The organism is Paenibacillus sp. JMULE4, assembly GCF_013337105.1.
Lineage (GTDB): Bacteria > Bacillota > Bacilli > Paenibacillales > NBRC-103111 > Paenibacillus_G > Paenibacillus_G naphthalenovorans.
This window is the reverse complement of sequence record NZ_SGWF01000020.1, coordinates 1-13,284: the sequence shown is the minus strand read 5'-3', so window position 1 is coordinate 13,284 and position 13,284 is coordinate 1. Positions and strand designations below refer to the sequence as shown.

Sequence of the window (13,284 nt, the reverse complement as noted above, 5' to 3'; positions counted from 1 at the left end):
GCTTTCGCCAATGGCAGTTACACTTATTCGAAAATTTGAATCAAGAAAAGCTACTGTAGGAGTAGTAGGACTAGGATATGTTGGACTGCCTTTGGCCGTTGAAAAAGCTAAGGCAGGATATGAAGTCATTGGATTCGATGTTCAATCAGCTAAAGTGGATATGGTTAATGAAGGGATAAACTATATTGGCGATGTTATAGATGAAGATCTAAAAATCCTGGTTAAAGAAAGAAAGAATTTAAGAGCAACATCGGATTATTCATTTATTAATGATGTAGATGCTGTAGCGATATGTGTACCTACTCCACTTGATATATATCAGCAACCAGATACACAATACGTTGAATCTTCAGCTAAAGAAATCGCGAAATACCTTAAGCCGGGCATGTTAGTTGTATTGGAGAGTACCACTTATCCGGGTACTACGGAGGAATTAGTAAAACCTATATTGGAGCTTTCTGGACTAAAATGTGGTTTAGATTTCTTTCTAGCCTACTCTCCTGAACGAGTTGATCCTGGTAATAAAAATTATAATACGAAGAATACCCCTAAAGTAGTAGGAGGGGTTACTAAGGAATGTAGTTTGGTTGCAGCGGCTATGTATAGATCCGTTTTAGATGGAGAAGTTCATATAGTATCTAATCCAGCTGTAGCAGAGATGGAAAAGATATATGAAAATACGTTCAGGAATATAAATATAGCTCTTGCAAATGAAATGGCTATTCTGTGTAACAAAATGGGTATCGACATATGGGAAGTTATTGATGCAGCAAAAACTAAACCATACGGATTTATGGCATTCTATCCAGGACCAGGGTTAGGGGGTCATTGTATTCCAATTGATCCTTTTTATTTAACTTGGAAAGCTAGAGAGTATAATTACCATACGAGGTTAATTGAACTTGCAGGTGAAATCAACAATAGCATGCCTGATTTTGTTGTTACTCGTATAATGCATATTCTAAATGAAGAGAAAAAACCACTTCATGGTTCGAAAATTCTTGTATTAGGAGTTTCCTATAAAAAAGATATTGATGATTATAGAGAGTCACCTGTACTCCCTATATTAGAACAGATTCGTGAAGCAGGCGGCAAATTCGAAGTGGTTGATCCCCACATACGAAAGTTTAAGTTGAAAAAAGATGTAATTGAAACTGTAGAACTAACTAGAGAGCGGCTTAATCATGCCGATCTGGTACTTATTGCAACAGATCATTCGAATTTTGATTATCCCATGATTGCCCGAGAGTCTAATATTATATTCGACACAAGGAATGCATTAAAAGATAAGAAAAACGACGCTAGAAAGTATTATAGACTGTAGTTAGGGGAAATAAGTGTGAAATTAGCGAATAAAAAGATTTTAGTGACTGGTGCCGATGGTTTTATAGGATCCCATCTAACAGAAGAATTGGTAAGACAAGGTTGTAGCGTTAGAGCGTTTGTATACTATAACTCTTTTAATTCTTGGGGATGGCTCGACCATTCACCAGCGGATATTAAAAATCAAATAGAAGTATTTGCTGGTGATATTAGAGATCCATACGGAGTTCGAGAAGCCATGAAAGGTTGCGATGTCGTTCTCCATTTAGCAGCATTAATTGCTATTCCTTATTCATATCATTCACCTGAAACTTATGTAGATACTAATATTAAGGGTACTTTAAATGTGGTACAGGCTGCAAAAGAATTAGGGATCGAGAAAGTAGTTCATACATCTACAAGTGAAGTTTATGGTACAGCAAAAATAGTACCTATTACAGAAGACCATCCACTTAATGGACAGTCACCTTACTCAGCTTCGAAAATTGGCGCGGATCAAATAGCCATGTCCTTTTTTTCTTCATTTAATACACCTGTTGCAATCATTCGCCCATTTAATACTTATGGACCGAGACAGTCTGCGCGAGCCGTTATCCCAACAATTATAACTCAAATTGCTAATGGTTCTAGAAAACTTAAGCTTGGAGCTACACATCCTACAAGGGATTTTAATTATATTAAAGATACGGTTAGTGGGTTTATTTCTGTTGCAGAGTCAAATCAAGCAATAGGAGAAGTGATTAACATTGGAAGTAACTATGAAATATCAATTCATGATACTGTACAATTAATAGCAAAGTTAATGGGAACTGATGTAGAAATTATAAGTGATGCAGAACGGCTACGTCCAGAAAAGAGTGAAGTTGAACGATTGTGGGCTGATAATACCAAGGCAAAGAACATTGTTTCTTGGACTCCAAAATATTCCGGTCTTGAAGGGTTAACAAATGGATTGAAGGAAACGATCGATTGGTTCACAAGAGAAGAAAATTTAAAAGCTTATAAAGCAGATGTGTATAATATATGAGCCCACTTTTTAATACTGACAATGTAATAGATGCCCTTCGTAAAGTGTTGCCCACGGAACGTAAAATATCATTGCATGAGCCGCATTTTAATGGTAATGAATGGACGTATGTAAAAGAATGTTTAGATACCGGATGGGTATCATCTGTAGGGAAATATGTTGATGAATTCGAATTTAAATTAGCGGAGTTTACAGGGGCTCAGAAGGTTGTTGCTGTTGTAAACGGGACAGCCGCGCTTCACATTGCATTAAAACTGCTTGGTGTTGAACAAAACGATGAAGTACTATTGCCCGCGTTAACTTTTATAGCTACTGCAAACGCAGTTCAATATTGTAATGCTATTCCTCATTTTATAGATTCTGAAGAAAAAACTTTGGGAATAGATCCTCGAAAATTATCTGATTATCTAAATGAAGTAAGTTTGATAAAAGATGGTGTTTGTATAAATAAAATCACCGGAAATAGAATCAAAGCGGTAATAGCAATGCATACATTCGGTCATCCCGTAGATCTTGACCCTCTTATTGATGTTTGTCAACGTTATAAGCTAGAACTTATAGAGGATGCTGCAGAATCGCTCGGTTCTTTTTACAAAAAAAGACATACGGGTACTTTCGGGAAAATCGCTACAATAAGTTTCAATGGTAATAAAGTTATTACAACGGGTGGTGGCGGAGCTATACTAACGAATGATATTAACTTGGGCAAGATGGCAAAGCATCTAACGACTACAGCTAAAGTTGCTCACAAATGGGAATTTTTCCATGACCAGATCGGATATAATTATCGTCTTCCGAATATCAATGCTGCTCTTGGTTGTGCCCAATTAGAACAGCTCCCGTCGTTTATTGAGAAAAAAAGAAAATTAGCTTTAATGTACCGTGCCGAATTTTCGGGTATGGATGGGATATCCTTTTTTACGGAACCGGAATTTGCTCGTAGTAATTACTGGCTGAATGCTTTAGTGTTGGATAGTGAGAATGCAATATATAGAGATGAACTGCTTGAAAAGACGAATAATCTTGGAATTATGACAAGACCCGCATGGACTACAATGCATAAATTACCTATGTTTCAAAATTGCCCTCGGATGGATCTGTCTACAGCCGAAAGTTTAGAAAGTAGATTGATAAATATTCCAAGCAGTTCTTTTTTGGGGGATTGACAAAAGAATCAATTTGAAGGGGGTGAATACACCCTCTTCAAAATTTTTGGTTTAATAAAGACATCGATAAGTGCGAAAGTGTTTTATTGGGAGTAGTTAAATGAACAGTATACAGAAATTGAAAATATTAGCGGTTAAATTAAAAAAATCAAACTTTTTAAAATTGTCTTCGGTGTATACTTTAAGTAATTTAACCAATGCAGCTATTCCTTTTTTGATGCTTCCGATTTTAACAAGGTATTTAAGTCCAGAAGAATATGGTTTAGTGGCAATATTTAGTTTATTATTGGCATTTTCTTTTCCGATAATAGGGTTGAATTTACTAGGAGCTATTAGTAGGCAATACTATGATTGTGAACAACACGTATTTGCTAAATATATATCCAATTGCATAATACTATTATTTGGTAGTGCCGTATTATTTTCTATCTTGATTTTTTTATTCTCCAATCAGATAAGCAGTTTTATTCAATTTCCTGTTAATTGGTTTTGGGCTATAATAATAAGTTGTATATCTCAATTTTTTGTTCAAATCCTTCTTGTTGTTTGGCAATTAGAACACAAAGCTGTTTTATATGGAATTTATCAAATATCATTAACTTTATTGAATTTTACTTTGTCCGTATTTTTGGTTATTGGTATTGAAGTTGGCTGGGAAGGTAGAATACTCGGACAAACTTATGCGTTTTTAGTTTGTGCGGTTATTTCTGTAATTGTATTATATAAAAAAAATTGTTAGTATTGAATTTTAATTGGTTTTATATTAAAAGCGCATTGAATTTTGGAATACCTTTAATTCCCCATTCCATTGGGGCCATTGTTATTTCCATGATCGATAGGCTGTTTATTGCCAAAATGGTTAGCCTCAATGAAGCTGGTCTATATATGGTGGGTTATCAAATAGGAATGATTATAGGGATTATACAAGATTCCTTTAATAAAGCATGGGTTCCATATTTCTTTGAAAAATTAAAGCAGAATAATATATTAATGAATTTGAAAATAATTAAAATAACATATATATACTTCATTGGAATACTTTTATTTTCGATAATTTTTTCCCTTTTAGTCCCTAAGATCCTAAATATAATTGTAGGTGAAAGTTACATTAATGCAAGTAAATATGTATTTTGGATTTCCTTAGGGTATGCATTTGATGGAATGTATAAGATGGTTACAAATTATATTTTTTTCGTTAGAAAAAATCATATCTTAGCCTGGCTAACTTTTGTAACAGCTGCCTTGAATATTATATTAAATTATTTCCTCATTAAAATAAATGGTGCAGTCGGTGCCGCTCAAGCAACGGCAATTTCATTTTTTGTGAGTTTTATTATAACTTGGTTTGTTTCTTCAAAAATCTATAAATGCCATGGAGTTTAAGGAGAAGTGAATCAAATGAACTATCTCAAGAGAATTGAAAACAGTAACAACGTTAACGATGTATGTTTAAAAAAAACTCCATTTTGGCCATTGTTGCGAATGGAATTTTATATATCAATACTAAAAAAGATGCGCTGTCTAAAGGTGATGCACCATATCAAAAAAACAAACTTGCTTTAATTAAATCCATATTTTATGGATATAGAAATTGGTTTAAAAAATATGATTATATGGCATTCTCAGATACTTCAGAAAGAAAGAGGATGAATAATAAGTATCAAAACAAGCTACTTGATTTTATCATAGACGAAGTTGGAAACGACAAAGTTCTTTTGGTAGAAGATGCGAATCCATATCATTTGAAACTTCATGAAGTATATACAAAGAGAATAGTTTCCTTTTCTGGTATTAAGGTATTGATATATGCTCTTAAAATGTTGATTAAAACTTTCAAGATTAAAATAAAAATCGATGGAACTGAAGTACTTGATAAAATTAAGAACGATAATAACTTAGATATAGATTATATTTCCCTCTCCAGACATCAGTTAACATATTATCTTTGCATGAAGTTGCTTTTTATCCTTTATAAACCTAAGGCTATTTTTGTCACCGATCATTATTCTAATTATCCTTTAATCAAAGCGGCTAAGGATTTGAAGATCAAGGTCATTGAATGTCAACACGGACTTATATCAAGAGAGCATCCGGCTTATAATTTTGATATTAATATTAATTCTAGCTACTTGCCTGATTTTTTGTTATCCTTTGGTGATTATATTGTAAATACATTAAAAGATTCCAGGATATTAGATGTAACTCAAATTGTACCAGTAGGCAGTTTATATTTAGAGTACATGAGAGAATATTATAAACCGAAAACCGAAATAAAATCTCTATTTAACAATTATAAAAAGTAATAGGTGTAACATTACAATGGACTGTCGAAAATCAGTTAATAGATTTTATTAAAAAAGCAGCAATTATGAATGAAGAGATTTGTTATGTATTAATTCCAAGAAATAAAGAAAATAGTTATGAAAATATTGCGCTGCCTAGAAACGTTATCATTAATCCTTGTGAAAATTTTTATGAAATGATATTATATGCCGACTTTCATGCAACAGTATATTCTACTTGTGCTATAGAAGCACCCTCTTTAGGAATTAAAAATATTATGATCAATATAGATGGTCTTGCAAAATATTGGTTTGGTGAAATTCTAACGAACTCTTTAACAACTGAATACGTTAATACACCTGAAGAGTTTGTTGATTTAGTTAATTCTAATAATAACTTAATTTCAAAAGAAGAAAACATGATATTAAATGAAACAATTGTTAAGTTAAATTATAAAGATAATATCCGAAAATTTCTTGAAAATGTTTTAAAGGAGAAATCAAATGATAGTCATAATTGATTATGGTATGGGTAATCTGGGATCAATTTATAATATGATTAAGAAATTGGGTTACAATTCTGTGATTTCCTCTGATATTGAACTTATACAACAAGCTACAAAGTTAGTGTTACCAGGTGTTGGAGCATTTGACAATGGAATTAACAATCTGAATAAGTATGGTATTGTGCCAGTTTTAGAAAAGCAAGTAATTGAAAAGAAAGTTCCTATTTTAGGGATTTGTCTTGGTATGCAGTTGCTGACAAATAGTAGTGAAGAAGGAAATTGCAAGGGTTTAGGATGGATTAATGCAAGTACAATAAGGTTTAAATTTGAAGATTCAAAATGAAAGTCCCGCATATGGGATGGAATTATGTTAACATAGTTCGAAATAATGAATTATTTAATGATAATACAAATGAAAGTCGGTTTTATTTTGTACATTCATATTATGTTGTTTGCCACTCACCCAATGATGTTGTAACTACAACAAAATATGGACATGACTTTACTTCATCCTTTCAGCATGAAAATATATATGGCACTCAATTTCATCCGGAAAAAAGCCACAAATTTGGAATGAAAATATTCGAAAATTTTTTGAAGTTGGTGTAAAATGCTACGAACTCGTGTAATTCCATGTTTATTGATGAAAAATAACGGACTTGTAAAAACTATTAATTTTAGCAATCCTAAATATCTAGGAGATCCAATAAATACGGTAAAAATTTTCAATGAAAAGGAAGTAGATGAACTAATTCTTCTAGACATTAATGGTTTTCATAATGCGGAACCGAACTTCAAGATGATATCTGAGGTAGCTAGTGAATGTTTTATGCCATTGTGTTATGGTGGGGGTATAAAAAACTAGAAGATGTCAAAAAACTTTTTAATCTTGGGGTTGAAAAAGTAGCGATTAACACTAGCGCGGCTGAAAATCCAAAACTGATTGAAGAAACCGCCAAAGTTTTTGGTAATCAAAGTATAGTTGTTTCTATTGATGTTAAAAAGAATTTTTGGGGTAAATATGAAGTTTATACTCATAACGGCAAAAAAAATACCAAGCTTGATCCTGTGCAATATGCTGTTCAAATGGAAAGTTTAGGCGCGGGTGAGATTTTTCTAAACTCAATTGATAAAGATGGAACAATGAAAGGATATGATATTAAGTTAATTCAAAAAATCACATCAGCCGTTACTATACCTGTTATCGCATGTGGCGGTGCAGGGAATTTAAACCATTTTTCAGAAGCGATAAAAGATGGAGGAGCATCTGCTGTTTCGGCAGGTAGTTATTTTGTATTCCAAGGTAAGCATCGAGCCGTATTAATTAACTTCTTGTCAAACGATGAGATCAACTTGATTAATAATGCGAAGTTGTAGGGGGGAAAGATATGAATTATGTGAGATGTTCTAGATGTATTATGGATACTAGCGATCCTGATATTACATTTAATAATATGGGAGTTTGCAATCACTGTATAAAATATGATAGACTGAAAATTTTGTTGGATGATAAAAATATTTATAGCGAAAGTAAATTGGAGCAAATTATAGAAAAAATAAAAAAGGATGGAAAAAATAAACAGTATGATTGTATTATTGGTGTAAGTGGGGGCGTTGATAGTACTTACGTTGCATATAAAGTAAAGGAGTATGGATTAAGACCTCTTGCTGTACATTTGGATAATAGTTGGAATTCGGAATTAGCTGTAAGTAATATAGAAAAAACTTTAAAAAAATTAAATATTGATTTATATACACATGTTCTTGATTGGGAGGAATTTAAAGATTTGCAACTTAGTTTTCTTAAAGCTTCTGTTCCTGATATGGAGATTCCAACGGATCATGCTATAGTTTCATTACTTTATAAAATGGCCGCAAAAGAAAAAACTCGGTATATTATTATGGGAACAAATATTGCCACTGAAGCAATTATGCCTAGTAAATGGGCGGCAGGGCATACGGATTGGATGTATATCAAGAGTATTCATAATCAATTTGGAAAAAGTAAATTGAAGGACTTTCCTCATTATAGCATGTTAGATTATGCTAAATATAAATTAGTATATAAACAAAAGGAGATTAGCTTATTAAATTATATTAATTATAATAAAGCAGAAGCAATGGAAATTATTGAGGAAAAATTAGATTGGAAAAATTATGGTGGAAAACATTTTGAGTCAATATATACTAGATTTATTCAATCATACGTTTTACCTGTCAAGTTTGGAATCGACAAAAGAAAAGCTCATCTTTCAACTTTAATTTGCTCTGGACAAATGACGAGAGAAGAAGCTCTAAAAGAATTAGAACATGATAGTTATCCATTAGAAAAAGTAAACGAAGATAAACAATACGTTTTGAAAAAATTTGGATTAAGTGAATCTGAATTTGATCAAATATTAAATTCGCCTAAGAAATATTATATGGATTATCCTAACATGACAACTACACTTACTTATAAAATTGGGAAAAAGCTATATGAGATTATTCGTAAATAATTAATTAGGTGTGGATAACTTTGTATGAATTTAGTTATTATTTTTTTGTGGTTATTACATTGATTTTATACTTATTTTTGTATATTTTTTCAAATTAAAGATTATTAGTTATAGTAATTTATTGTATGCTTTTTCTTTTATTTTCGTTATACTTCCTGGGTATGAAATATCAATGGGAAATTTCGATACTATTCCGTTGGATCTTAAGAGAGGATTCGACAGTGATATTTATTTACTGTACCTATGTTATACTATTTTTCTCCCTTTTGGTCTACTAATAGGAAATTTATTAGGACGAAGGGTATATGTTTATACAGTTGAGAATCGAAATATCGATCTAAGGTTTTATATTCTAATAGCATTTGTTTCAGTCTATGCAATATTATATTTTATGTGGTTACCCGATATTCCCTTAAATAAAGTGTTGCAGGGTGCTATAGATTTTGCAGAACTTCAAGTATTGAGAATAAGTATTACTCACCAGCTTGGAGAAATTGAAAACTTGCCCTTTTTCTTCAGATACTGGCGAAACTTTATACAAAGTTTCACGCTAATCATTTTTGTTTACACAGTCTTAAAAGTTAAAGAGATTCCCCAGAAAAGAATAGGGCATTATTTTCTAGTGTTATTACTTTTTTGTTAACAACATATTGCTTTACTTTTACATTGGAAAAAGCACCGTTTATTTTCGTGCTTATAGCAACATTTTTAGTGTTTTCTTTTGATGCAAAGCTAACTATTAAAAAAATTATATTTAGTATACTGGCAGCAATGATAGCGTTATTTTCTATGTACATTTTATTCATGGGTGTAAATACAGGAAGCATTATAGAATTAATCAAATTGCCCTTTATAAGAATATTCAATCAGTCTTCTGCTACTTATGTTCAAATTAATTATGTGCGACAGGAAGGTTTTTTATCCATCAACGGAATATACATGCCTTTAATAAGCAGTTTGTTAGGTATTCAGTATTTTGATATAAGTCAATGGGCATATAAGATTATTTATGCAGGGTATGCAGATTTAGGTGCTGTTGGTACTTCTGGAGGTATGTCTTTAACGGAATTATATTTTGCTTTCTCGTGGTTTGGTGTGCCTCTGTTTATAGGTTTTGTTATGATGTATGGCTTAGTGGATTCAGTAATGCTTAATACAATTAAATTTAATACCGGCAAGGCTAAGTTAATTAATACGGCATTTTATATAGCAGTTAGTTCTTTTTATTCACTAGCTTTAGTTGGTTCTGTCTTTACTTTCTTTACTTTTCCGACGATATTAAATCCTTCATTATTTTTTATTTGTATGCTTTATATTTATTTAATAAACGTGACTAAAATAAAGATATATATAAAACGGTAGTTAAGAGGGGATGTTTATGTATATAAAAATGATACTAACAAATGGATTCGATCCAGACCCTCGAGTGTATAAAGAAGCCAAGGTTCTTGTTGATGAAGGGCATGACGTTGAAATATTATGCTGGGATCGCGAGAGTAAATACCTTGAATCTGAAATTGAAGTAAGCGGAATAAAAGTAAAAAGATTTCATTCGTATAGCAGATATGGTGGAGGGTTGAAGCAATTAAAAAGCTATATATCTTTCATTAAGCAGGTGCAGGCTTATTTAAATGAAAAAAAAATAGACATTATACATGCTCATGATCTTGATGGTGCAATAGTGGGAGCTATTTTGAAACGAAATTCAATGAAATTAATTTGGGATATGCATGAGTTTTATAATGGCTTCAATTATTCGCTTATTAGAAAGATGATGAATCAAATAGCAGCGAGCTATTGTTTTAAAAAAGCAGATGGTTTTCTTTTTGTTGTGGATGAACAGAATGAAAAGTATGCTAAATTTATCAAACATAAACCAGTAATAACCATACCGAACACAGCTGAATTTCAATTGCTTGGAAATATTGAAAAAACGCAGTCACAAAAAACCAGAATTGCTTTCATAGGTGCAGTGAGGGATTTTGAAAGGCTTAAATTGCTTATGGATGTTGGAGAAAAATTTGAAAATATTATTATCATGATTCACGGAGCAGGTACTGCACTTGATCAAATTATGCAAATAAAAGATAGTTATAGTAATACGATTGTGACCGGCAGATTCAGTTACGACCAAATTCCGGATTTATACAAAAATACTGATGTAATTTATGCGGTTTATGATGTTACTCAAGAGAATGTTCGTAATGCTTTCCCTGTAAAAGTATACGAGGCGATAGTTTCTGGGACACCTGTTATTGTCAGCAAAGATACTTTAATAGGGAAATTTGTTGAAGACTATAACATCGGGTATTCAATCAACTGCAATAGTCATACGGAGCTTATTAATGTTCTTAAAGAGATTCAAGATAGAAATAAGTTTGAAACAAAAATTGAAGCAGTAGACAAACTGAAACAAATTTATACATGGGAAAAAACAAAACTTTCTCTAATAGATTATTATCAAAAATTTATAATATGAGGGCATAAATAATGGATTTTATCAGGGAAGTTTCTGTAATACTACCGGTTTTCAACGAAGAAAAGCATATAAGTGGCGTTTTAGAGTCTCTTAATAACCAAGATTTTGAAGGATTCATTGAAATAGTTATCGTGGATGGTAATTCATCCGATAAAACACTTGAAATAGTTAATGAAATGAGCAAAAAGCTTAAACAAAATAGAATTATTAAAATATATAGTAACCCTAAAAGATATATTCCCATATCATTAAATATTGCTTGTCTTAATGCATCTTTTGATACTATAGTCAGGTTAGACGGTCATACGTACGCACCTTCAAATTATGTTAGTGAAGCTATTAAGTCTTTGGAGAGAATTGATTTTAATGGAATAGTGGGCGGCGTTTGGAATATAAAGCCAAATAATGAAAGTGATATTGCTAAAGCTATTTCCATAGCGGTTAGTCATCCTGCTGGTGTAGGCAATGCATTATATCGAACTTATAGAGAAGTTAATAATGAACTATTGGAAGTGGATACGGTTCCCTTCGGAGCGTTTACAAAGCAAACATGGAAAGCTTTAAATGGTTACGATGAATTTTTACTGGCTAATGAAGATTATGATTTCAACTTTCGTGCTAAAAAAATGGGATATAAAATTGTACTTAACCCATCAATAGTTTTAGAGTACTTGTCCCGTCCGTCTTATGGAACTTTATTGAAACAATATTATAGATACGGATACTGGGTATCTAAATTTCTTATAAAACATAAAGTTTTTCCAACTGTGAGAAAGCTGGCTCCAATATCATTTTTATTTTTATTATCGTTATTTTGCTTTGTAAATTTTACTGTATGTACTGCGATTTTATCCTTCTATTTGTTTGTTATTGCCGCGATATCTTTACACTTGGGATTGATTAAAAGAAAAAGTCTGAAATTATCGTTGCTTCTTTTCCCGATTTTTCCGATCCTACATTTTTCATATGGAATTGGAAATCTAATAGGTCTAATTAAGAGTGTAAAAATTACAACGAGTTTTAAATTCCTCGATTATCGAAATTAAGGATGAATTATATGAATATATTAATTACCGGAGCCAGTGGTTTTATTGGAGGCCACTTGGTGAAGGACTACTCTAATTATAAAGATACCAAAATTGTCGCTTTAGGAAGAGACTTTAAGCATAATAATAATCCCCCAAATGTCATGTATGTTTCAGTTGATTTATTAGATTCCGTACAACTAGAAACAGCTTTAGAAGGAATAGAAGTAGATATCATTATACATTCCGCGGGCCAAGCTCATATTTCAAATAGTACATCAAATCAAAAGTTATTTATAGATAATAATATTAAGGTAACGGAAAATGTATTAGCGATTTCCAAGATTAAGAATGTAAAAAAATAGTATTTATTAGTTCTGTTGCAGCATTAAATTTAGATCCACAGGATTATTACGGTAATTCAAAAAAAATGCGGAAGAGCTTATTTTGGAGTTTTGCAGTAAGAATAGTATTAATTTTATAGTAATTAGACCGGTTATGGTTTATGGAGAAAATGATATTAAAGGAAATATGTATAAATTAATTAAGCAAATTCATAAAGGTTTTTTTCCATTACTAAATAAAGGGAAAACAAGAAAAAGTACTATCTATGTAAAAAACTTAACTTCTATTATTATAGAAGTATGTCAGTCTGAAAAGTATAATGGTAAGTTTATTATTGCTGCTGACAGTGATGTATTGACTATGAAAAATATTTGCTTTTTTATTAGAGAACATTTAAACACAAAATGTTTTTTTGTTTATTTACCGAAATTTACTGTCCATATTTTAGTTTTTATGATAGGGTTACTACAACAATTGGGTTTGGTTAAGGGTATGAATAGTGGAAGTTTAGAAAAATTGGTCATTGATACTGTTTATGAGATTGATGAGCATAGTGATGAGTTAATTAAAATGTTCCCTTCACCACGGAACAAGGTCTAGCTAGAACTGTAAATTGGTATAAAAAATTCTTTT

15 protein-coding genes and 1 pseudogene are annotated in these 13,284 nt (G+C 31.6%); all 16 read left to right on the top strand.

Annotated elements, in window-relative coordinates; genetic code table 11:
• Window positions 1-10 precede the first annotated feature (10 nt).
• Window positions 11-1,324 (top strand): nucleotide sugar dehydrogenase, encoded by a 1,314-nt coding sequence (locus EXW96_RS22830; protein WP_174351642.1) that lies wholly within the window; start codon window positions 11-13, stop codon window positions 1,322-1,324.
• Window positions 1,325-1,339: 15 nt separating this feature from the next.
• Complete coding sequence (locus EXW96_RS22825) at window positions 1,340-2,350, top strand: NAD-dependent 4,6-dehydratase LegB (protein WP_174351504.1); 1,011 nt, start codon at window positions 1,340-1,342, stop codon at window positions 2,348-2,350.
• On the top strand, window positions 2,347-3,516 hold the full coding sequence (locus EXW96_RS22820; RefSeq protein ID WP_174351503.1) for a LegC family aminotransferase: 1,170 nt from the start codon (window positions 2,347-2,349) through the stop codon (window positions 3,514-3,516). The genes EXW96_RS22825 and EXW96_RS22820 overlap by 4 nt, the downstream gene beginning before the upstream one ends.
• A gap of 100 nt (window positions 3,517-3,616) precedes the next feature.
• Entirely contained in the window at window positions 3,617-4,255 is a 639-nt protein-coding gene (locus tag EXW96_RS22815; RefSeq protein WP_174351502.1) for a lipopolysaccharide biosynthesis protein, read from the top strand.
• A complete protein-coding gene (locus EXW96_RS22810) occupies window positions 4,249-4,899 on the top strand; it encodes a lipopolysaccharide biosynthesis protein (RefSeq protein ID WP_309225199.1) in 651 nt (216 codons plus the stop codon). The genes EXW96_RS22815 and EXW96_RS22810 overlap by 7 nt, the downstream gene beginning before the upstream one ends.
• Window positions 4,900-4,961: 62 nt before the next feature.
• On the top strand, window positions 4,962-5,819 hold the full coding sequence (locus EXW96_RS22805) for a hypothetical protein (protein ID WP_174351500.1): 858 nt from the start codon (window positions 4,962-4,964) through the stop codon (window positions 5,817-5,819).
• Window positions 5,820-5,884: 65 nt separating this feature from the next.
• A complete protein-coding gene (locus EXW96_RS22800; protein WP_174351499.1) occupies window positions 5,885-6,319 on the top strand; it encodes a hypothetical protein in 435 nt (144 codons plus the stop codon).
• Window positions 6,303-6,647, top strand: coding sequence for an imidazole glycerol phosphate synthase subunit HisH (gene hisH, locus EXW96_RS27015; RefSeq protein WP_217437485.1), 345 nt, complete (start codon window positions 6,303-6,305; stop codon window positions 6,645-6,647). The genes EXW96_RS22800 and hisH (EXW96_RS27015) overlap by 17 nt, the downstream gene beginning before the upstream one ends.
• Window positions 6,644-6,913 (top strand): imidazole glycerol phosphate synthase subunit HisH, encoded by a 270-nt coding sequence (gene hisH / locus EXW96_RS28680; RefSeq protein WP_217437484.1) that lies wholly within the window; start codon window positions 6,644-6,646, stop codon window positions 6,911-6,913. Before hisH (EXW96_RS27015) ends, hisH (EXW96_RS28680) begins: the two co-directional genes overlap by 4 nt.
• Window position 6,914: 1 nt before the next feature.
• Window positions 6,915-7,681 (top strand): annotated as a pseudogene (locus EXW96_RS22790) (AglZ/HisF2 family acetamidino modification protein).
• A gap of 11 nt (window positions 7,682-7,692) precedes the next feature.
• Window positions 7,693-8,802, top strand: a complete 1,110-nt coding sequence (locus tag EXW96_RS22785; RefSeq protein WP_217437481.1) for an N-acetyl sugar amidotransferase — start codon at window positions 7,693-7,695, stop codon at window positions 8,800-8,802.
• Between the two features lie 690 nt (window positions 8,803-9,492).
• A complete protein-coding gene (locus tag EXW96_RS22780; RefSeq protein WP_217437480.1) occupies window positions 9,493-10,164 on the top strand; it encodes a hypothetical protein in 672 nt (223 codons plus the stop codon).
• A 16-nt stretch (window positions 10,165-10,180) separates the two neighbouring features.
• Window positions 10,181-11,281: a glycosyltransferase gene (locus EXW96_RS22775; protein WP_174351497.1), complete on the top strand. Its 1,101-nt coding sequence runs from the start codon at window positions 10,181-10,183 to the stop codon at window positions 11,279-11,281.
• 11 nt (window positions 11,282-11,292) lie between these two features.
• Complete coding sequence (locus EXW96_RS22770) at window positions 11,293-12,327, top strand: glycosyltransferase family 2 protein (RefSeq protein ID WP_174351496.1); 1,035 nt, start codon at window positions 11,293-11,295, stop codon at window positions 12,325-12,327.
• An 11-nt stretch (window positions 12,328-12,338) separates the two neighbouring features.
• Window positions 12,339-12,671, top strand: a complete 333-nt coding sequence (locus EXW96_RS22765) for an NAD-dependent epimerase/dehydratase family protein (protein ID WP_174351495.1) — start codon at window positions 12,339-12,341, stop codon at window positions 12,669-12,671.
• A 79-nt stretch (window positions 12,672-12,750) separates the two neighbouring features.
• Window positions 12,751-13,251, top strand: coding sequence for an NAD-dependent epimerase/dehydratase family protein (locus tag EXW96_RS22760; protein ID WP_309225214.1), 501 nt, complete (start codon window positions 12,751-12,753; stop codon window positions 13,249-13,251).
• Window positions 13,252-13,284: the final 33 nt, after the last annotated feature.

Bases quoted from the DNA above. Each gene is read 5' to 3' on its own strand.
- EXW96_RS22775 (WP_174351497.1), top strand. From the start codon at position 10,181: ATGTATATAAAAATGATACTAACAAATGGATTCGATCCAGACCCTCGA.
- EXW96_RS22770 (WP_174351496.1), top strand. From the start codon at position 11,293: ATGGATTTTATCAGGGAAGTTTCTGTAATACTACCGGTTTTCAACGAA.
- EXW96_RS22765 (WP_174351495.1), top strand. From the start codon at position 12,339: ATGAATATATTAATTACCGGAGCCAGTGGTTTTATTGGAGGCCACTTG.
- hisH (WP_217437484.1), top strand. From the start codon at position 6,644: ATGAAAGTCCCGCATATGGGATGGAATTATGTTAACATAGTTCGAAAT.
- EXW96_RS22800 (WP_174351499.1), top strand. From the start codon at position 5,885: ATGAATGAAGAGATTTGTTATGTATTAATTCCAAGAAATAAAGAAAAT.
- EXW96_RS22820 (WP_174351503.1), top strand. From the start codon at position 2,347: ATGAGCCCACTTTTTAATACTGACAATGTAATAGATGCCCTTCGTAAA.
- EXW96_RS22830 (WP_174351642.1), top strand. From the start codon at position 11: ATGGCAGTTACACTTATTCGAAAATTTGAATCAAGAAAAGCTACTGTA.
- EXW96_RS22805 (WP_174351500.1), top strand. From the start codon at position 4,962: ATGTTTAAAAAAAACTCCATTTTGGCCATTGTTGCGAATGGAATTTTA.
- hisH (WP_217437485.1), top strand. From the start codon at position 6,303: ATGATAGTCATAATTGATTATGGTATGGGTAATCTGGGATCAATTTAT.
- EXW96_RS22785 (WP_217437481.1), top strand. From the start codon at position 7,693: ATGAATTATGTGAGATGTTCTAGATGTATTATGGATACTAGCGATCCT.
- EXW96_RS22815 (WP_174351502.1), top strand. From the start codon at position 3,617: ATGAACAGTATACAGAAATTGAAAATATTAGCGGTTAAATTAAAAAAA.